This is a genomic window from Janthinobacterium sp. PAMC25594 (assembly GCF_019443505.1).
In the GTDB taxonomy this organism is placed as follows: domain Bacteria; phylum Pseudomonadota; class Gammaproteobacteria; order Burkholderiales; family Burkholderiaceae_D; genus Janthinobacterium.
In genome coordinates this window covers 5,281,428-5,300,586 of record NZ_CP080377.1, presented here as the reverse complement: position 1 = coordinate 5,300,586, position 19,159 = coordinate 5,281,428, and the positions used below count along the sequence as shown (strand labels likewise).

17 protein-coding genes and 2 tRNA genes are annotated in these 19,159 nt (G+C 58.5%); 14 read left to right on the top strand and 5 right to left on the bottom strand.

Annotation, left to right across the window (positions count from 1 at the left end; genetic code table 11):
• The first annotated feature begins 13 nt into the window (after positions 1-13).
• From KY494_RS23790 to KY494_RS30060, 4 genes are read left to right on the top strand one after another with little or no spacing between them, the layout of a single operon-like run.
• Positions 14-1,423 carry a hypothetical protein gene (locus tag KY494_RS23790; protein ID WP_219888457.1) on the top strand — a complete coding sequence of 470 codons (1,410 nt, stop codon included), beginning with the start codon at positions 14-16 and terminating at the stop codon, positions 1,421-1,423.
• A 2-nt stretch (positions 1,424-1,425) separates the two neighbouring features.
• A complete protein-coding gene (locus tag KY494_RS23785; protein WP_219888456.1) occupies positions 1,426-1,950 on the top strand; it encodes a hypothetical protein in 525 nt (174 codons plus the stop codon).
• Positions 1,951-1,968: 18 nt separating this feature from the next.
• A complete protein-coding gene (locus KY494_RS23780; RefSeq protein ID WP_219888455.1) occupies positions 1,969-2,496 on the top strand; it encodes a hypothetical protein in 528 nt (175 codons plus the stop codon).
• A 22-nt stretch (positions 2,497-2,518) separates the two neighbouring features.
• Positions 2,519-3,613, top strand: a complete 1,095-nt coding sequence (locus tag KY494_RS30060; RefSeq protein WP_308836397.1) for a type II secretion system protein — start codon at positions 2,519-2,521, stop codon at positions 3,611-3,613.
• A gap of 105 nt (positions 3,614-3,718) precedes the next feature.
• On the opposite strand, the gene KY494_RS23770 is transcribed toward KY494_RS30060, so the two are convergent.
• Together KY494_RS23770 and KY494_RS30055 are read right to left on the bottom strand one after the other, a co-directional pair.
• Positions 3,719-4,201: a hypothetical protein gene (locus KY494_RS23770; protein WP_219888454.1), complete on the bottom strand. Its 483-nt coding sequence runs from the start codon at positions 4,199-4,201 to the stop codon at positions 3,719-3,721.
• Complete coding sequence (locus KY494_RS30055; RefSeq protein WP_219888453.1) at positions 4,152-4,571, bottom strand: type IV pilin protein; 420 nt, start codon at positions 4,569-4,571, stop codon at positions 4,152-4,154. The genes KY494_RS23770 and KY494_RS30055 overlap by 50 nt, the downstream gene beginning before the upstream one ends.
• A 255-nt stretch (positions 4,572-4,826) precedes the next feature.
• Between KY494_RS30055 and KY494_RS23760 the strand changes: the two genes are divergently transcribed.
• The 7 genes from KY494_RS23760 (at position 4,827) to KY494_RS23730 (ending at position 12,431) form a co-directional block, all read left to right on the top strand.
• On the top strand, positions 4,827-5,399 hold the full coding sequence (locus KY494_RS23760) for a hypothetical protein (protein WP_219888452.1): 573 nt from the start codon (positions 4,827-4,829) through the stop codon (positions 5,397-5,399).
• A gap of 249 nt (positions 5,400-5,648) precedes the next feature.
• Positions 5,649-5,918, top strand: a complete 270-nt coding sequence (locus KY494_RS23755) for a hypothetical protein (protein WP_219888451.1) — start codon at positions 5,649-5,651, stop codon at positions 5,916-5,918.
• A complete protein-coding gene (locus tag KY494_RS23750; RefSeq protein WP_219888450.1) occupies positions 5,915-6,256 on the top strand; it encodes a ribbon-helix-helix protein, CopG family in 342 nt (113 codons plus the stop codon). The genes KY494_RS23755 and KY494_RS23750 overlap by 4 nt, the downstream gene beginning before the upstream one ends.
• Positions 6,253-6,516: a hypothetical protein gene (locus KY494_RS23745; RefSeq protein WP_219888449.1), complete on the top strand. Its 264-nt coding sequence runs from the start codon at positions 6,253-6,255 to the stop codon at positions 6,514-6,516. The genes KY494_RS23750 and KY494_RS23745 overlap by 4 nt, the downstream gene beginning before the upstream one ends.
• Entirely contained in the window at positions 6,513-9,527 is a 3,015-nt protein-coding gene (gene mobF, locus KY494_RS23740; RefSeq protein WP_219888448.1) for a MobF family relaxase, read from the top strand. The genes KY494_RS23745 and mobF overlap by 4 nt, the downstream gene beginning before the upstream one ends.
• Positions 9,528-9,654: 127 nt before the next feature.
• Entirely contained in the window at positions 9,655-10,089 is a 435-nt protein-coding gene (locus KY494_RS23735) for a hypothetical protein (protein ID WP_219888447.1), read from the top strand.
• Positions 10,086-12,431, top strand: coding sequence for a DotA/TraY family protein (locus KY494_RS23730; RefSeq protein WP_219888446.1), 2,346 nt, complete (start codon positions 10,086-10,088; stop codon positions 12,429-12,431). The genes KY494_RS23735 and KY494_RS23730 overlap by 4 nt, the downstream gene beginning before the upstream one ends.
• A gap of 512 nt (positions 12,432-12,943) precedes the next feature.
• Here KY494_RS23730 and KY494_RS23725 read toward each other — a convergent pair.
• Both KY494_RS23725 and KY494_RS23720 read right to left on the bottom strand, forming a co-directional pair.
• Positions 12,944-13,020: transfer RNA gene (locus tag KY494_RS23725), tRNA-Met, on the bottom strand.
• A 142-nt stretch (positions 13,021-13,162) separates the two neighbouring features.
• Positions 13,163-13,239, bottom strand: a tRNA-Met gene (locus KY494_RS23720).
• Between the two features lie 186 nt (positions 13,240-13,425).
• On the opposite strand from KY494_RS23720, the gene KY494_RS23715 reads away from it, so the two are divergent.
• From KY494_RS23715 to KY494_RS23705, 3 genes are read left to right on the top strand one after another with little or no spacing between them, the layout of a single operon-like run.
• Positions 13,426-14,004, top strand: a complete 579-nt coding sequence (locus KY494_RS23715) for an NUDIX hydrolase (RefSeq protein ID WP_219135951.1) — start codon at positions 13,426-13,428, stop codon at positions 14,002-14,004.
• 30 nt (positions 14,005-14,034) lie between these two features.
• The gene (gene aat, locus KY494_RS23710) at positions 14,035-14,751 is read left to right on the top strand and encodes a leucyl/phenylalanyl-tRNA--protein transferase (RefSeq protein ID WP_219888445.1); all 717 of its coding nucleotides are present in this window, start codon (positions 14,035-14,037) and stop codon (positions 14,749-14,751) included.
• A 60-nt stretch (positions 14,752-14,811) separates the two neighbouring features.
• Positions 14,812-15,534, top strand: coding sequence for an arginyltransferase (locus KY494_RS23705; RefSeq protein ID WP_219888444.1), 723 nt, complete (start codon positions 14,812-14,814; stop codon positions 15,532-15,534).
• 164 nt (positions 15,535-15,698) lie between these two features.
• Here the strand turns inward: KY494_RS23705 and KY494_RS23700 are convergent, their stop codons facing one another.
• Positions 15,699-19,010, bottom strand: a complete 3,312-nt coding sequence (locus tag KY494_RS23700; RefSeq protein ID WP_219888443.1) for a S41 family peptidase — start codon at positions 19,008-19,010, stop codon at positions 15,699-15,701.
• Positions 19,011-19,159: the final 149 nt, after the last annotated feature.

The window sequence follows — 19,159 nt, the reverse complement described above, 5'->3', positions numbered from 1 at the left end:
AAAAGAGGATGACATGCCCAAAAAATCCCCCACCACAAAGAAGCCCGCGACAGCCACGCCGCCGCATGCGGTCGAGCGTCAAATGGTTGACAGCTACCTGCGCGCCATCTCCTTCGACGATACTGCCCAGCAGATCGCCGATATTCTGATGCTTGTCGATAATCCGCTTGTCGATGTTCAAACTAACGATGCTATTAGCATGATCTTCCACCGCTTCTACAAGCACACCAACGCCCACCCCGCATTGCCAATCTTTACATTTCTTTCGATGGTCTCGGCGTGGTGCGTCGAGAACAAGGCGACCTGCAAAATCCCGAAAACAAAAAAGGCGACAGAGCTAGATACATGGGTCATGCTGTTGAGCGACACCGGAGCAATGAAATCGCTTTCCGCTTCGATCATCACCGACGCAATGCCCCGCGACTTAGCAACCGGACGCCCCCTGGTTGAGTCCAATTTCGTGCAACCGGTCTCGAACGGCTCCTACGTTCAACAGCTCGACGACCTCCCCGACCATCGCGGCTTCTGGAAGCAAGACGAGGCCAGCCAGTTCATTAAACAAGTGGACGCCACGACCGGCGCTCTTGCAGGCGTCAATGGCTCAATGCTGCTCACAAAAGACCATGGCAGCATCGGCTACGGAACGAAAGGCGATGCCATGTCAGTCGATGGCCCCGTTTTGACCGTGCTGATGATTAACACTATCAAAGCGATGATTAGCGCCATTTCGGAAGAGTCAATGAACAACGGAATGTTTCGCCGCTTCACAACCGCATGGGCAGGGCGCGACAGTTTCGAGAGCGGCAAATCATTTGCCGACACGGCGCTTTTTGACCTCGAAGCCATCGGCGATGAGATTCTGCAAGACGAGCTTGCCGCCATCTTCACGCAATCAATTGAGGGCAACGCCTACACCTTTTCCCTGCCATGCACGCGTCTATATATGTCAACCTTCAAGACGTTTTGGGATCGGCAATATTCGCGCTTTCTCTCAAACCACGAGGTCTACTATCGGACATACATGATGGAGTCTTGGCGCTATGCCGTCTTTCATCACATCTTGCACAAGAAGCCCGGCCTTGTCGTCGATGAATACAGCTTGCAGTGGGGCTTGAAGGTTTCGATGTATTTACTCAATAGCTTGCAGCAGTTCATCAACGCCCAAGCCAACCGCGCCGAAGTCCCGAACGTCAAACAAAAAATTGACAAATTCATAGACTTCATCCGAGCCAACGAGGGCAAACCCTATTTCGGCATGCGTGAAATTTCCCGGAAATTCACGATGAAGAAAGAGGAAATCTTCGGCATGCTTCGATCAATCAAAATCCACGATCCGAAATTTAAAACCTCGCTCTTTGAGCTGTTAAAAGAAGCCGACGCCACCCCCGCAAAATGCCCACGCGGCAATAAAAAAGGAGCATGAAAATGGCTAAGACAATTAATAAAAACTGGGCGCTCATCGAGAGCATGGGCTACACGATTCAGCAAACTTTCTCCTACAGCAACGACACAAGAAGGTTTGTCGCTGTTCCACTTCGCGAGTGCATCGAGCGGGAGATAGGCGGCGCCATCGGCGACGAAATCACCACCCCCGCAGGCTACAAAGGCCCCGGCGCCGACCTGAGCCGGCGAGCGGGCAACGCTCTCAAAAGCTCTTGCCGATTTGTTCAAATCCGCTACAAGGATTGCTGCAACGATCTCTACGGCTTTCATATCCACGGCCTTTCTTGCGTCGAATGCGCAACGGCCTTATTCACCCCCGAGGTCGTGCGAGCGCTCAACGGCGAGGCCGCATGGGCGGCAGCTCGCAAAGGCAGCGCGCTAGACCGCGCGATGGCTGAAATTATTGCCACCACGCCAGCTATTCAAGCCGAGATAGAGCGGCGCGCCTTGGCCGCAATCCTCCCCGCCACACCCACCGCAACCCGCCGCCCTGGCGGCAGACTCTAATCATAAAAGGAGACACGCATGGCTAAGAAAATCAATGAAAACTGGGCGCTCATCGAAAGCATGGGCTACACGATCCAGCGCACGCTCGGCGGCGATTGGCCCGTGCCGCTGCTAGTCAGTGTTTCGCTGCAAATTGGCGATGCAAGTGGGTGGGCTTCATCCTACCTCATCGGCCGCCTCAACCACTTCCGAGGCATCGACGTGAGCAAGCGGGCATTGCGTCCGGTCTCTCGCGCCAAGGCCATTGGATTCGGGAATCTTGACGGCGCACAGTGGCTCGCCGCAAAACATTGCGGCGACTGTGCAGACTGCTACGGTTTCCTTTGCCTCGCTTGCGCAACGTCGATCATTACCCCAGAACTGGCCCGCGAGTGCAACGGCGAAGTTGCATGGGCAGCAGCTCGCAAAGGCAGCGCGCTAGACAAAGCTATGGCGACAATGATCGCAGCAACACCAGCCCTCCAAGCAGAGATAGAGCGGCGCGCCTTTGCCGCTCTCATCCCCGCAACACCCACGGCAACCCGCCGCCAATCCGGCAGACTCTAATACCAACATCAAGGAGACACACATGAAAAACAATAAGAGGTCAAACAAAGCCCAAGGCTACACGCTGATCGAAATCCTGCTAGTTCTTGCGGGTGCCTCGGCGATCACCGTCGGAGCCATTCGGCTCGGTGGCGTAGTCTCACAACGCTCAGACATTGCCACAGCCACGGCAACGGCCCGCAGCATCATCACCGGCATGAATGCACGCTATTCGACAACTCTGAACTATTCCGGGGCCGGAGCGTCGCCGCCGACATTTGTCGATGGCGTCAAGATCGACGGCAATGCAATTTTAACGCCGTGGGGCTTGGCGACGCTTTTAGCTGAATCAGATCAGCGCCCTGGCGACCGTTGGAGCGTCACTTTCGACGGCATCCCCCGCGACGCCTGCGCCGCCTTTGTCGTGCAAGCCTCGCCGCTCTTTGCCTTCACGGGCATCAACAATCAAGGCAACACAGCAAAGGAGGGCGAAGCCGTCGCGCCCGACGAGGCCGCACACTACTGCAACCAAGCTGCGAACTCTGTGCAATTTTTAGCGCTCTCTCTGACTACCCGAGCCGCAAGCGTCAATCCGCTTTGGGCGCTTGTGGTGCCGTCATCTTTACCGAAATGGATAGCTCCACCGCCAGCGATAACCGACGGCGGCGGCTGGACTGCCGGGGGCGATGAATCGACGACGCTCTACCCACTCCCCACGCCGTCGCCGACGCCGTCGGTATGGGTCGGTCATCCGACGCGGCCAACGGAATCAGAGCCAACCCCGACGCCGACGCCGCCGCCAGCCCCAACGCCCACCCCAACACCCACATCCACCCCAACACCCACACCAACGCCTGCACCTTTCTGCGTCGCCATCAAGCCTATGCAAACGGGGACGCTATATCAGTGCAAAGACGCCAACGGCGGCACGTATTACACAGAAGAGCCACCAATGCCCGAGCCTGTCCTGCTCTGTCCACTTGTGAGCGGATTTGATGGCACAACCGGAAAGAGCTACTCACCTTGCCTCGTCAATAACGGCTCAACAGGCTACCCAAAGGGAGAAACATACACATGCACAGCGATGGGCTGGAAGAAGAACTTTTCGGGTTCTAACATCATGCTCTTATGCGACTAAATCAAACGAGCCAACACCGCCACCGCCTTAAAGCGGTGGCGGTTTTTTCGAAATCAACGGACGAAAAAAAAGCCGCGTGAGCGGCCTTTTTTTTCTGGCGAACTTTTACGCCTTCGGCTTGCCCGCCGCCGCTTTCGTGGCAGCATCCGCTTTTTCTTTCTCGATAGCCTTGTCCGTTTTCGGCAGCTTGTCGGCTACAAACTTGCGAAAAGCCGCTTCGCTAACGTCGAGCTGCTCCTCGCTGCGAAGCTTTGCAGCAATCGAGCTTGCTGGAACGCCCGCAGCAAGAGTTTGCTGAATCAGCGGCCAGAGCGGCTCAAGTGAATCTTTAAGCGTCAGGGGGCGATACTCCTTGGGGTTTGCGATCATGTCTTTAAGTATAGCCGTCATTGCCGCCCCGTCGTTTTTGTAAACAACTTCCTCCGCTTGCTTTCCCGCTGCTTTCTTTGCCATCTTGTTGCTCCATTTTTGTTGCGTTTCGGAAATTGCATTATTGCGCACATTTGAAAATCTGACAATGCCAAAGCATTCCCGAAAATCAGCGGGCGCATGTGATTGCAGATGTTGAACTCTTGCCGCTCGCGACATGCATGAAGCTGCAATTGACTGTTATAACAGCGGGCTTTGAGCAATCCTCCCCACCGGGGGCGGCTTGAACTGAAAACTCGGCGGGAAATATTCCGCCATTCATCAAAGGAGCCAGAGCGGCGACGCTACATGTCGCCGTTGAATTCAGGGCGACACCTGCCGGATTTCCAACCATCTTCGCGGCCATGTTTGTGTATGAAGCCCCCGCCACGTTTCCAGCCAGTGCCGCTACCGCTGCCGCTCCCGCTTCGTCTTTCATGTTGATCATTTTCGGCAAAGCAATCGCCGCCAAAATTCCCAAGATGAGGACGACAATAACCAACTCGACGAGGGTAAATCCAGCGACGGCGGCTTGTTTGATTTTAGACATTTTTAAATCTCCTTGGTGTGATTGCCCGACGAATCTCGAACGCTAAAAGCATCGCGCATCGACGAACCTCAAACAATCCCAAGACGAACATCAAACGACGAGCGGAGCGACGGCTGACGAACATCGGACGATCTTCGGACGGTGGCAGGGCTGGTGGAGCCAGCCCTGGGAGACGGTGGGCCAGCCCCCTGCGGGGCTGGGGGCGGTGAACCGAAAGAACGCCCGGCTGCCGCCCCCACTTCGAGCGGCTCGGACTTGTCCAAAAAAGTTTTGCAGAATCAAGCGGGAAGCGGTCGAGGCGCGTCAAAAAAATCAGGAGCGAGCGGCGGAAATTTTTCAAGAAAGCAGACGGCAAGCGAGCGGGAAAATAAAAAGGCGAGCGGGCCAAGGGCGGGGCAAACAGTCAAAAAAAATCCATGCTTAGCCCTGGGCGACTTCAAAAAGCGGCGGGCAAGCGAGCGGAAAAATAAAAGATGGAGCGAGTCAAGGGCAAGCCAAGGCGCCGGAAATTTTTCCCGCTTCGCCGCAAAAAATTCAAACATCGAAAAAAAACCCGTGCGCGGGGAAAAGGTCAAAAACGCGGGAACAGAGAAAAACGCGGGGCATTTTCGGGCTATGCCTCGCTCGCGAGACACATCCCAAAAACGCCCCGCGCAAATTCAAAAGCTGATACTCATGCACATTACTAACCTGTCGGTTAAATCCAAGAGCGACCCAAAAAGCAAAAGCGGCGACACACTTCACGCCCCGGCGTGTTCGCGGCAAACCCGCAGCAGGGCCAGCTATTCACCAAAATGCGCGCCGGTTTGTGCTCGCATTCTCAGGTGACACAGACACGCAAAGAAAGCGTAGACCGAAACAGCACCGAACACGCGGCAAACCCGCAGCGGCTCAGGCGTTGCCGCGTATCCGGTGGATACGTCGCCGACGCGGCTACGCGTTTCAGATGGGCGGCTATTGTATCCAACTCCGGGCCATGAGAGCTTAGAGGAGGTTAAAGGGGGGGAGGTGTATCTTTTTCAGATACACGCGAAAAGCACTCATGTAACGCTATGCAAAAACGGGGAGCATAAAAAGATGATTTTCAAAAATTCGGTGCTTGCGCACTTCAAAATCCCGGCAGAGGTGGCCGCTGGGCTTCCTTCGCTTCTAAAATTTCGCGGCATGACCGTCGAAAAATTTTTCGAAATTGCAGCGGTCAAATTCTTCGAAGAGTTAGAAGAAGAGACGCAAGAGGCTGTCGAAAAGTTGGAGAAAGAGGCCATCATGGCCAAGCAAGCTTTGGCAATTGATGCCGCTATTGAAGCATGCCGAGAACAAATTCGAGCAGCGAGAGGCCAACAATGAAAAACCAAAAGCAAAAGCCAAAGGCTAAAAGCATGGCGGCGTTGCATGTCCGCGTTGCCGTCGATCTCGTCGAAGAACTGGACGCCTTGGCGGCGGCGGCTGGAAAGACGCGGGCCGATCTGATGCGCGACGCCTTGGCCGGGCATTGCCAAGCATCAAAAATGTTGGAGCAAGCAGAGCAGCGACACGCGGCAATCGTTCAAATTCTTGAAGAGCATGAGCGGCGGAGAATGTCGGAAAAACTGCTACGCGATGAAGATAGCAATAGCATCTATCAAGCCATCGAAGCCCTTGCTGACATACTCGGAATCGAGAAGCAACAAGAGTCGAAGCGATGAAAAAACCCGCCTTAGCTTTCAAGAACATGACCAAAGCCCTCGCCGCCTTTCGAGCCGCGAGGGCTTTAAAAATTGCGACAAGGCAAGAGCTTTGCGACATTCTAAGCACAGATGAATACATCACAGAAGAGACGCTGAGAGCATTCGAAGAGCAAGCGGACAGCGCAGCGAAAGCGGCGAGAGAAGCGGCAAAAAAGCTTGCGGCGATAAGGCTGGAATCGGACAAGCAGAAGCAGCAAAAAAAGAGGGGAAGATTATGATGACAGCGCCGCATACTATCGACAGATCAAACGCCGAAGACGCTAAAAGCTATTTGCTTGAATCCGTTTGCTCAGCTTATTACGTCAAGAAAGACGGCGAGAAAGGTAGCCCGAGCATCTACCTTGGCGGCGGAGCAAAGGCTTTGGGAATCGCAGGTAAGGCGGTAACTGCGAGGGGATTCGAGCGATTGCTGGAAGGTTTAAACCCGAGCGACGAGAGCAAGCTAACGACAAACGCGGGCAGCAAGAAAAGGGAAAAGCTAGGCTTCGATTGCGTGATGACGCCGCCGAAAAGCGTGGACTTGCTGATGGCCTTTGCGTCAGAATCGACGCGGGCTAAGATCATCAAAGCGCACGCAGAGGCGAACGCTGTTGCAATCGAATGGATGGGGACGCAGCTAGAAATCGCGACGGGCCAAGGCGGGCAACGGCGCGAGAAGTGCGACGGCATGGCAGTGGCGAGCTTCCTGCACTTCGCGACACGCGAGGGCGAGCGAGGAATAGACCCCAACTTGCACAGTCATAACGTCATCTTTGCGGCGGCACGGCGCGAGGATGGTAGCTGGGGATCACTCGACGAGCGAGACATTAGAACACTGCAAAAAGAAACCGGCAGCATCTACGCAAGCGAGCTTGCGAAGAATTTGGGCCGCCTTGGTTTCGGCATCGAAGAAAGCCCACGAAACGGCTGGGCTTTTAAAGTCGCGGGAATCAGCGAGGAGGCTGAGCTAGAATTTTCACAGCGTCATGCCGAAATTATGGCCCACGCGGAGGCCAAAGGCCTCGACATGAGCAACCCGAGCGACGACAAGAGGGCATGGGCAAACACTCGGAAAGCGAAAGAGGAGCCAACCCCTGAGGATATGCGGGAAGGCTGGGCTATTCGCGGAGCGGCTTTTGGTCTCGATGCAAAGGCTATCGAAGCGCTCAGAAAAGCGCCAAAACAAAATGCCCTTGCGGCACTCAATGTTCAAGAGCTTGCGGACGCTCTCACAGAAAACAAAAGCACCTTTGAGCGCAAAGATTTGCTTTGCGCTGTCGCTCAGAAAGCTGCTCGGAACGGTGGACTATCGCGAGATGAGTGCATTAGAGTCACGGACGAATTTTTGAAAGATGCGGCCATCTTCGATTTGGGCTTGCACGAACTCAAAAGCGACAAGATCAACGCATTGCGGCATGCCCGCAAAGTCCCGCAAGCGCCCAAGCGCCGCAAGCTCTACACAACCGCCGCCGCTCTCGTCGAAGAGATCAAGCTGGCGAAGCTCTACGAAGCGGCAACGCAAGACCACCGGCACGACCGCAGCGAGCAGGCAACCGCCGCCGCAATGACACGCTACGAGACGAGCATGTCGGCAAAGTTCGGCAAGCCTGTGAAGATTAAAGATGAACAGCGAAAAATGGCCGAGGCGCTCGCAACGTGTGGCCGCGTCGGCTTGGTGCAGGGTTCAGCAGGCACAGGCAAATCTTTCGCGGCGGGAGCTGTTCGCGATCTTGAAGAGGCCAGCGGGCAGACTGTCCACGGCGTCAGCCTCGCCGCAGTCGCGGCGGAAGGCTTGAAGAGTGGAGCGGGCATCGGCAAGGGCGGGACGCTTCACAGTCTTCTTTTTTCCATCAAGAGCGGCAAGACTAAGCTAAGCGAGCGGGACACGATCATAGTTGACGAAGCCGCCATGGTCGGCAGCGCTCAAATTTTGGAGCTGTTGCAAGCGAGCGACGCCACGGGCGCCAAACTTATTTTTATCGGCGACAAAGCCCAATTTGGAGCTATCGCGCGCGGCGGCGGCTGGTTTGCGAGCATGCAAGAGACTCACGCCCATGCCACTCTCTCAGACATTGAGCGCCAAAAAATCGGCTGGCACCTCGCCGCCGTTCACGACATGAAAGAAGGCCGAGGCATCGAAGGCTTGACGACATTCGCCGCAAATGATTGCTTTAAAGCGTTCGAGAATCCGGGCGCCGCGCTTCGGGCCTTGGCTTATTCATACATCAACGACGAGAAACCTATGACCGAAAAAATCGCGATGGCAAGCACACACAAGCAAGCCAAGATCGTCAACGACGAAGCCCGCAGGCTCTTGATCGAGCGCGGCGAGCTGGGCAAGGTGGCCCACTTCATGCAATTCGAGAACTCGAAGGGGACAGAAGCCTTTGCCGTCGAAATCCGCACGGGCGACCGCTTGAAATTCACGAAAAACAAAAAGCTAAAAAGCGGCGAGCAAGTCCGAAATGGCGAGACTTGCACGGTTTCGCATGTCGGCAAGGCGCCCAGTGGCGAGACCTTTCTAACGTTGCAACACGCGAACGGGACAGAGCTAAAAATAGGCCTCCGGGACTACGCTAATCTATCCTACGCATATTGCTCGACAGCGGTCGGAGCACAAGGCGCGACAGTCGCGAAAGCGTTCGCATACATCGACGAGCGAGCATGCCAGCAAAATGGCTACGTTGCAGCCAGCCGCTCGACCGCCGAAACTGTTCTATTTTCCTCGAAGACCTTCGACGGCAAGGGCAAGGACACGACTCTAAAAACGCTAGGCCGCGCTCTCAGCGTTGACAAGAGCGCCGATTATTCGCTTGACTATCTCGACGACGAGCAACGCAAGATCATCGAGCAAGCGCTAGACAAGCCTGCCGCCATGGCCGAGGCACTGGCCGAGGCCACGCGCTCGAAGAGCGAGAGCCAGCCGCCAGCCGTTCCACCGCTCCCCAATGCCTTGCCGACACCCAAGGCCGATCCTGTTAGCGAGACCTTGCCCACCGAAATCGCCAAGGAAGCGGGCGAGCAGCGCCCGCCAGCTCTGCCGCCAGAGGCTGCTAAAAAGCCGCATGAATCCCACCCTTTACCAACCAAGGCCGAAGCGATACCCACCGCCGCCAAGCCCGAGGAAATCGCCAAGGAAGCGGCCACGGAAGCCCCCGCCTTGCCCTCGATGGCTTCACGCTTGGCCGCGCGCAGGCAGCGCGAAGCGCAGCCGCCAAGCGTTCAACCTACGCGAGCGCCGCGAGCGTAGAGCAACCGGCGAGCGTTGCGAAGCAGCGCTCGCCGCCAATCGGGCGCCGAAAATCAGGCGCCCGGCGGCCTGGCCCCGGCGCTTTTCGTGTGTTAAAAATGAACACATACACACACGGGAGAAAGGCATGGCAGAGCACCGCGGCGAAATCATTCAAGCGCTTAGGCGCGCCCCCGGCCACGTTGTCAGGACGAGCATCGTCGTCGCCTTTTTCATCGTCGCGATAGTCGTCGATTTTCTTAAAAATGTCTTTGAGCGAATCGCCGAAGCCCCCGCGATGGTGGCCCTTATCATCGTCCTCGCCTTCGGCCTCGTCGCCTTCTGGCAATCCTCGCCGAACGCATGGCGGGCCTTCTGCCGCCCAAGCAAACACATCGACAGGAAGCTATCCCGCGAAGCCGCCGAGCGCGAGGCGAAGCGGCTGGCGAAGAATCAAGAGCAAGCGGAAGAGAAGGAAGAAAAACAGCGGCAGCGACTAGCAGAACACGACCGCAAGGCGCGGCTTCGAGCGTTGATTAGCTACGACAACGAAGAACAAAAACAAAATGGAGGGCAGCAATGAATAACATGACGAAATGGGCCGCGAGGGCGTGGAAGTTTTTCACACTGCTTGGCCTTGGCCTCTTGCCCACCGCCGCGAATGCGGCGGCGTTCTTCGAAGTCTCTTGCAATTCGCAGGCCGTTAAACTCTTCCTCGTCCCCATTTTTGGCTCGATGTTCTCAGAATGCGGCGGCGTTCCCGGTGCCTTCGAGAAAACTATGGGCGTCTTTAATGCGGGCATGATGACCATCGGCGGCATCATCGCTGCATATACTCTCGTTGTCGGAGCGATGCAGACCGCTCACGACGGCGACATGCTGGGCAAGCAGTGGAGCAGCATGTGGATACCCATCCGAACAGCTCTCGGCGTCGGCATGGTCGTGCCAGTGGCGGGCGGCTATTGCGTCGCTCAGATGCTTTTCGGTTTCCTTATCGGGCAAGGCGTCGCCTTTGCTGATAATGTTTGGAGCAAATACATTGACGCGACGAGCACTGTCGAAGGGATGGCTCCGACCATTGTCATGCCAGCTGTTGCCGAGCTTGCCAAGGGCGTGCTTATCTCGCAGCTATGCGTTGAGGGCTATAACAGCGGCGTAGTCGAAGGCATGAATTCAAAAATGACAGCAAAGAGCAGCGTCGGCGCGCGGTTTTACGGCATCAATGGCGGGAATGATTGCGGCGGCGTCGCTTACAACACGATCCGCCTCGCCGCAGCAAAAACTAAGGCATCATTGCTTGGCACAACGACAGACCCGAGCGCTCTCAACACTGTGCAGGATGCTCACATCGCGGCCCTCTCGACGATGGAGAAAGACATGAACAAGATAGCCCTCGAAGTCGTGGCCTTCGCCAAGGATGAGGGCAAGGAGCCGAACGTCATCGCCGCAGTGAACGCCTCAATTTCTCAATATCAAAAGACCGTCGCCGCGTCCGCGAGCGTCTTCACGCAGAAGGACGACATGAAGAAATTTATGGACGCCGCTAAGGAAGATGGCTGGTTGTTGGCTGGTGCGTGGTTTATGAAATCGGCTCAGATGCAGGGCGAAGTTCGGCGAGCAATTGCCGACGTTCCGACAGCTACGTCCCCAAGTCTCGACTCGAATAGCTACGCCGCTGGCGGCGATACTGGCAAATTTGTTCAAGCTCTCGCGGGCATTGTGTCTCGCAGTGGCGGCGCACGCATCGCAGACAAAGACGTAGTAGACGCGGCGGGACGCGTCGGAGATTCGAGCAATCCACTGTCGCGCGTCGCCAAAGACCTGAGCGCCTCAATTTTCACCGATGGGGTTTTGGGCGCTCTCACGCTCAATCAAGATCGGCACCCGCTGATGGCAATGAAAGACTTCTGCGATAATTTAATGGTCGGTGCCGAGCTGGGCATTGTCGCAGGTGTGGCGATGGTCGGAGCGAGCGAAGCGACGAAGGCAACGAATGGAAGCGCGTGGGGCGAGGTGCTCGGCGTGCTCACACTCGGCACATCGAAAGCTATTGCAGGCGCTGCGGTGGGCGCTCTTAATGCTGTCGGCTGGATAATGATAGCCATTTGTTCGACGCTCCTCGTCTTCGCCGCGAGCGGGGCCGTCTTCTTGCCAATGCTGCCTTTCTTGCTCTATTTCGGCGCCACATGCGGATGGCTGTTGCTATGCATTGAGGCTGTAATTGCGGCGCCATTGTGGGCGGTGATGCACTTGAATCCCCACGGTGACGGCTTGGCGGGCAATGCCCGGCAAGGCTATTTGTTGCTTCTTGGCGTGACGCTGCGGCCCGGCCTTATCACGCTCGGCTATGTCGCCGCGTTGACCGCTCTCGGCCCCGTGCTCGGCGCGTTCAATGAAGTCTTTGCATCAGCGTTCAAGATGTCGCAAACTGGCTCGCTCGCCGGTCTTGGAACGTCGATCATGATGATCGCGATCTACTTTGGTTCAGCCGTCTATCTTATCAAGCACGTCATCGGATTCATTCACAAAATCGGCTCCGATATCTTGCGCTGGGTTGGCGGTGGCAAAGAGCAAATGGGCGAAGCTGCAACAGGCTTGGGCGGAGCTGGCGAGAAGATCGCAGGCGCCGCAGGCGCGGCAAGTGTTGCAGCAGCAACGAAATCGCTATCCCGCCAAGGCGGCAGGGGTGGCGACAAGAAGGAGGGCAAGGAAGGCGGCGACGGCGGCGGCAAGGAGCAGCCGGGAGCAGCGACGACAGAGAAGCAAGACGCAATGCCCGACAGCGACAGCCCAAGCGCTCGCGGCGCGTCGGCAGGCGACGCAGGAGGCCCGCAGACAGCGACGCAGGCCAAGCCCGGAGGAATCCAGCAGGCGCCCGCCCGAAGCTCGCAGGCGCGCCCTACACGCGGCCCCGGAGAGCAATAAGCGCGAAGGAAGAGCGCCGAGGCCTTGCTCTGCATCCAGCCTTGGCGCAATCTATCAGAAGGGCTTGGAACTGGCCCACAGGAGGGAATATGTTTTCATGCAAATCCATTTTTAGCGCCGCTCTTGGGGCAATGCTTGCAGCGTCGGGCGCCACGGCGTCGGCTGCGGACTGTCGCATCCCATCGCAACGCGATGCGACATGCGTCGGAAGCATTAGATCGGAAGGGGCGAAGACGAACGACAATCGAGAGATTAATGGCGTCAGTCGCGGGAGCAACATCAAGACTATCAAAATGCCCGAGGAAGACCCGCAGGCGACGCCGCAGCCCAAGCCCTAGGAATCCCGCCCGCAACTCACATGCGCGCCCTGGGCGCGGCCCCGGCGCACAACGGGCGAAAAAAAACGCGCTTCGAAGTCATCCGAGGCGCGTTGCTTGGTGTTACACTTGCGAGACCCCCGAAAACCCTAGCACACTGAGGGAAAACCTTTGGGAATCAACGACTTAAGAAACTGGTTGCGGGGACAGGATTTGAACCTGTGACCTTCGGGTTATGAGCCCGACGAGCTGCCAGACTGCTCCACCCCGCACTCGAATTATATACCAGATTGTTGCGCGGCGTAAAGGGCAAGAATTGACAATGTCATGCCTGCCCTGCCTGGCGGGTATTGCCCATCGGCGGAAATGGAAAAAGCCGCTGATCTTTTGCAAGAGTCAGCGGCTTTCCGGTATTGGTTGCGGGGACAGGATTTGAACCTGTGACCTTCGGGTTATGAGCCCGACGAGCTGCCAGACTGCTCCACCCCGCACTCGAATTATAAGGGCAAACGGGTGGCTTAGGCAATAGCTATCTCAACTTAGACTGCAATAGAGCTATTTAATTATAAAACTTGGCCAATTGCCGGTTGGCATTGTGTCCGCTCGTCACGCCACACAGCACGCAATCGGTGTACAGTAAGCGTTACACCAGACACCCATTTTTCCGAAGCCCACCCATGAAATTCTGCTCCGAATGCGCCCATCCTGTCAGCCTGTCCATCCCGGAAGGCGACAACCGTCCGCGCTATGTCTGCGCCAACTGTGACGCCATCCATTACCAGAACCCGAAAATGGTGGTCGGCTCGATTCCCGTATGGGAAGAGGATGGCCAGCTGCAGGTCTTGCTGTGCAAGCGCGCCATCGAGCCGCGCCTCGGCTACTGGACCCTGCCGGCCGGCTTCATGGAAAACGATGAAACCACGTCCGACGCGGCCGAGCGCGAAACGGTGGAGGAAGCAGGCGCGAATATCGAGCTGGGACCCCTGTTTTCGCTGCTCAACGTACAGCGCGTGCACCAGGTGCACCTGTTTTACCTGGCGCGTTTGCGCGACCTCGATTTCGCGCCAGGCATCGAAAGCCTGGAGGTACAGCTGTTTACGGAAGCGCAGATTCCCTGGGATGACCTGGCCTTCCCCACCATCCGCGCCACCTTGGAACTGTTCTTTGCCGACCGCGTGAAAATCCGCGAAGGCGGCAGCTATGGTTTCCATACGGGCGACATCACGCGCCCGATGGCGCGCGCCGACGCCGAGTAAGCCCATCCACCCCATTACCATTGCGATGGCATGATTCCCTGGCTCGATATCCACACACCCTTTCCCGACGTCTCGCGCGCCCTCACCGATGAAGCGCCCGGCCTGCTGGCGGCCGGCGCCGACCTGTCGCCCGCGCGCCTGCTCGACGCCTACCGGCACGGCATCTTCCCCTGGTTTTCCGAGGGCCAGCCCATACTCTGGTGGAGCACCGATCCGCGCATGGTGCTGATGACAGAGGACTTCAAGGTCTCCGACAGCCTGGCCAAGGCCATCCGCAAGGTCGAGCGCAGCGCCGCCACGGACGGGCGCTGGCAACTGCGCTTCGACGGCGATTTCGACGCCGTCATGCGCGCCTGCGCGGCGCCGCGCAAGGATGGCCCGGGCACCTGGATTTCCGACGAGATCATCGCCGGCTACACGGGCTTGCACAAGCTGGGCTACGCGCACTCGTCGGAACTGTGGCTGGACGGCGAACTGGTGGGCGGCGCGTATGGCGTGTCGATCGGGCGCATGTTCTATGGCGAATCGATGTTTGCGCGCGTCTCGGATGGGTCGAAAATCGCGCTGGCGCACCTCGTGCGCTTTTTGCGGGCGCGCGGCGTGACCATGATTGACTGCCAGCAAGAAACAAAACACCTGGCCTCGCTGGGCGCGGCGCCCATTTCGCGCGCGCGCTTCCTGGCCCATGTGAGGATCGCCATTGAAGCAGCGCAAATCACCGATTGGCATGCTGCGCCACCGACGTAAAAAAGCTATGATAGCTTCACACAGACATCCATTGCCGCGGCCAGACCAGACAGGATCAGCATGACGCACCTGAACGAACTACCGTTTGCCACCCTGCAGTTCTACACGACGGCACCGTATCCGTGCAGCTACCTGGACGACCGCCAGGCCCGCTCGCAGGTGGCCACGCCTTCGCACCTGATCAACAGCGACGTGTATTCGGAACTGGTGCGCAACGGCTTTCGCCGCAGCGGCATCTTCACCTACCGGCCGTACTGCGACGGCTGCCAGGCCTGCATCCCCGTGCGCGTGGTGGCGCAATCGTTCACCCCCAACCGCAACCAGCGCCGCGCCTGGAACCGGCACGCCGACCTGCAAGCGGGCGTGGCCACCCTGTCCTTCCTCGACGAGCACTACGAACTGTATCTGCGCTACCAGAGCACGCGCCACGCGGGCGGCGGCATGGACCAGGACAGCCGCGACCAGTACGCGCAATTTTTGCTGCAAAGCCGGGTCAACACACGCCTGGTGGAATTTCGCGATGCCGCCGGCATCCTGCGCATGGTCAGCATCATCGACGTGCTGGCCGATGGCCTGTCGTCCGTCTACACGTTTTTCGATCCCGACGTGCCGGGCGCCTCGTACGGCACCTACAACGTGCTGTGGCAAATCGCCCAGGCGCGCGAACTGAACCTGCCGTATATCTACCTGGGCTACTGGATCGAACAAAGCCCGAAGATGGCGTATAAAATCAACTTCAAGCCGCTGGAAGCGCGCATCAAGGGGCAGTGGGTGATCCTGTAAACCCGGGGTCAAACAATGGTGTCGGATTACGCTTCGCTAATCCGACCTACCGGGTGAATCGAACAGTGCAAGGTAGGTCGGATTAGCGCAAGGCGCGTAATCCGACACATTGTTGGCGGGTTGGCGATACAATTCGGATTACGGCGCTTCGCGCCTAATCCGACCTACTTGCTCTTGTCCGGAAACGCCGGACGCGCAGGCCGCGCGGGCGGGTTCTTCGCCAGTTCGGCCTGAATCACCTCGATCGCCTTTTCCAGTTGCGGATCGCGTCCGGCGATGACGTCGGCCGGCGTTTGCTCGACTTCGATATCGGGCGGCACGCCTTCGTTTTCCACGCCCCAACCGTTTTCGCGCGTCCAGAACGCCAGGTTCGGCGCCGTGATGAAGCCGCCATCCATCAGCACGGGAAAACCCAGCACGCCCACCAGGCCGCCCCACGTCGCCTTGCCTATCAGCGGGCCCATGTTGTTTTTGCGGAACATCCACGGCAGCAGGTCGCCGCCCGAACCGGCCGTCTCGTCGATCAGCATGGCGCGCGGTCCCTGGATCGAGGCGGACGGCGTCTTCATGTCGGCGCCGTAGCGCATGGTCCACCAGGCGATTTCCTTCTTCTGCAGGATCTCGATGTAGTAATCGGCCACGCTGCCGCCGCCATTGAAACGCTCGTCGACGATGATGGCCTGCTTGTCCGCCTGCGGGAAGAAATAGCGCTTGAAGTAAGTGTGGCCCAGGCCCGCCGTATTGGGCACGTACACGTACGCCACCTTGCCGCCCGTGGCCGCATTGACCTTGCGCATATTGCCTTCGATCCAGTCGCGGTTGCGCAAGGCATCCTCGGTCGGCACGGGCACGACGGTGATCGTGCGCGCGCCCTTGCCGTCGGCCGATGGCCCCACGGTCAGGTCGATGGCCTTGCCGGCCGTGTTCTCGAAGGCGCTGTACAAGTTCGTCGGCGGCAGCAAAGGACGGCTGTCGACGGCCAGCAGGTATTCGCCCGCCTTCACGTTCAGGCCCGGCTCCGTCAGCGGCGCGCGCAGGGCCGGATTCCAGTTCAAGCCGCCATACACCTTCTTGAAGCGGTAATGGCCGTCGCGCACTTCGTAATCGGCGCCCAGCAAGCCGCCCGGCACTTTCTTCGCCTCGACAAAATCGTCGCCGCCGCCGCCGCGGTGGTGGCCCACGGCCAGTTCGCTGCACATCCATTGAATCAGGCGGTTCAGGTCGGCGCGGCTAGCCAGTTCGGGCAGGAACACGGCGTACTTGTCGCGCATGGCCTTCCAGTCCACCCCATGCATGCCCGGGTCATAGAAATAGTCGCGGTTGATGCGCCAGACTTCATTGAAAATCTGCGTCCATTCGGCGCGCGGATCGGCTTTCACTTCGATGGCGTCGACCTTGATCTTGCCCTCGCCCGGCGCCAGCAGCTTGCCCGTGGCGGACCCCATGGCCCAGTTGTCCTTCTGCCGGTACAGCAGCTTCTTGCCGTCGGCCGACACCTCGAAGTCGTCCGCCTCCATCACCACGGTTTCCGCCTTGCGCTCCTTCAAATCGAAGCGCTGCACGGCCTTCTTGCCGTCGCTTTCACGCAGCAGGAAGATCTGCCCGGCGGCGCCGGCGGCCAGGCTGGAGAACTGCCCGGCCGGCAGCGGCAGGTCGACGATGCGCGTGGCGATGCCGTCGAAATCGATGGCAATCGGCGCCACGGGCGCCACGGCCACTTTCGGGTCGTCGCGGCCCGTCTTCGGATCGATCTTCGGCTCGTTTTTCGACTCGGCTTCCGCCTTGGCCATGTCTTTCTTGCTCTCCGCGCTGGCAGCCTTTTCCTCGTCGCTTTCCTTGATCAGCGGCGACGGCAAATCGCGCCGCAGCACGGCCATCCACACGGTGCGCGTCACCAGGTTGTCTTCGTTCTGCTGCGAGAACCAGTTGTTGCTGGGGCCTGCGTTGGTCGAAGCGAAGAAGTACAGGTATTTGCCGCTCTTGTCGAACACGGGTTCGGCCACGTCGGACAGGCCATCGGTCACTGGCATGGACTTGTTCTGCTCCACGGAATAGATGTAGGCGCTGCGCGTGTAGGTGGGCGAATTGAGCGTATAGGCCAGCCAGCGCGAATCGGGCGCCCACGAGGCGCGCATGCTCTTGTCGACGCCATACATCGGCTCCGTGGCTATCTTTTGCACCTTGCCGTTGCCCACGTCGATCACGTACATGCTCCAGCCATTATCGGCAAACGCGATCTTCCGGCTGTCGGGCGACCAGACGGCGTTGTCATAAAATCCGCTGCCATTGAGCTTGAGCTTTTTCACGGCGCCCTTGCCGTCCTGCGCGCGCACATGCAGTTCATATTCTCCCGACTCGTCCGAGAAATACGCGACCGAGCGGCCATCGGGCGACCAGATCGGCGTGCGCTCGTGCGCGCCGGCCGTCTGCGTCAGGTTGCGCACGTCGCCCTTGTCGGCGGGGATGGTGACGATCTCGCCCCGGTACTCGAAGGCGATGCGCGCGCCCGACGGCGAAATCGACGCGTCGCGGATGTATTTCGCATTCTTGACCCAGCGGGGGCGCGTCTGCCCCAGGTCGCTGGCCACGCCGATGGCGAGTTTCCGCGCCTGGCCGCTGGCGATGTCAAACGCGTGCAGGTAACCCGCCTGCTCGTAGACGATGGTGCCGTTCGCCGCCGATGCGTTCAGCACGGGGAAATCCGCATGCCGCGTCAACTGGCGCACGGCCTTCGTCTTGACGTCATACGCGAACAGGTTGAATTCGCCGTTGCGGTCCGAGCGGAAGTACACGGTGTCCTTGATCCACATCGGATCGACGTCGTTCGAGCGCGTGGTCGGCTGGGGGATTTTTTCAATGGATTTGTCGCTGGACGAAAACAGCCACAGCCAGGAATTGGTGCCGCCCCGGTAGCGCTTCCACTGTTTGAAGGCCGGCATCAGCGGGTTGTACGCAATGCGCTGGCCATCGGGCGAATACGCGGCGCGCGACGCGTTGGGGATCTCCAGCTGGGTTTCCACGCCGCCCGCCACGGGCACCGTGAACAGCTTCTGGAAGCGGTTATTGAAGGCGGCGCGGGGCGAGGTGAACATCACGGCCTGACCATCGGGCGTGAACGACTGCGCCAGGTCCGCGCCCGGGTGGAAGGTCAGGCGGCGCGGCACGCCGCCCGCCGCCGCGATCACATACACGTCGATATTGCCGTCGATGTTGGCGCTATACGCGATCTGGCTGCCGTCGGGCGAGAACACAGGGTTGGACTTGTCGCCCAGGTCGGACGTGAGGCGCCGCGCGCCGCCGCCGTCCAGGTTCGACAGCCACAGGTCGCCCGCATAGATGAAGGCGATATGGCGGCTGGAGACGGCCGGTTCGCTCAGCATGCGGGTGTCTTGCGTATTGGGCAGGGCCAGGGCCGGGTGGCTCAGCAGCAGTGCGCTGGCGGCCGCGATGGCGGTCAGGATGCGTGTCTTTTTCAATCGATGTCTCGCTTATGAAGTAAACAGAACAGAGAAAAAACAGGAAAGTCCACAGCCGGATGCAAATTAGCAAGGAATCAATATTGCATCAGACCAACAAGAACTATACACCCGACAGCCGCGTGGAACACGGTAAAATACGGCACTTA

Coding starts and splice junctions, on each gene's coding strand:
- KY494_RS23790 (WP_219888457.1), top strand. CDS start 14: ATGCCCAAAAAATCCCCCACCACAAAGAAGCCCGCGACAGCCACGCCG.
- KY494_RS23785 (WP_219888456.1), top strand. CDS start 1,426: ATGGCTAAGACAATTAATAAAAACTGGGCGCTCATCGAGAGCATGGGC.
- KY494_RS23780 (WP_219888455.1), top strand. CDS start 1,969: ATGGCTAAGAAAATCAATGAAAACTGGGCGCTCATCGAAAGCATGGGC.
- KY494_RS30060 (WP_308836397.1), top strand. CDS start 2,519: ATGAAAAACAATAAGAGGTCAAACAAAGCCCAAGGCTACACGCTGATC.
- KY494_RS23770 (WP_219888454.1), bottom strand. CDS start 4,201: ATGTCGCGAGCGGCAAGAGTTCAACATCTGCAATCACATGCGCCCGCT.
- KY494_RS30055 (WP_219888453.1), bottom strand. CDS start 4,571: ATGTCTAAAATCAAACAAGCCGCCGTCGCTGGATTTACCCTCGTCGAG.
- KY494_RS23755 (WP_219888451.1), top strand. CDS start 5,649: ATGATTTTCAAAAATTCGGTGCTTGCGCACTTCAAAATCCCGGCAGAG.
- KY494_RS23750 (WP_219888450.1), top strand. CDS start 5,915: ATGAAAAACCAAAAGCAAAAGCCAAAGGCTAAAAGCATGGCGGCGTTG.
- KY494_RS23745 (WP_219888449.1), top strand. CDS start 6,253: ATGAAAAAACCCGCCTTAGCTTTCAAGAACATGACCAAAGCCCTCGCC.
- mobF (WP_219888448.1), top strand. CDS start 6,513: ATGATGACAGCGCCGCATACTATCGACAGATCAAACGCCGAAGACGCT.
- KY494_RS23735 (WP_219888447.1), top strand. CDS start 9,655: ATGGCAGAGCACCGCGGCGAAATCATTCAAGCGCTTAGGCGCGCCCCC.
- KY494_RS23730 (WP_219888446.1), top strand. CDS start 10,086: ATGAATAACATGACGAAATGGGCCGCGAGGGCGTGGAAGTTTTTCACA.
- KY494_RS23715 (WP_219135951.1), top strand. CDS start 13,426: ATGAAATTCTGCTCCGAATGCGCCCATCCTGTCAGCCTGTCCATCCCG.
- aat (WP_219888445.1), top strand. CDS start 14,035: ATGATTCCCTGGCTCGATATCCACACACCCTTTCCCGACGTCTCGCGC.
- KY494_RS23705 (WP_219888444.1), top strand. CDS start 14,812: ATGACGCACCTGAACGAACTACCGTTTGCCACCCTGCAGTTCTACACG.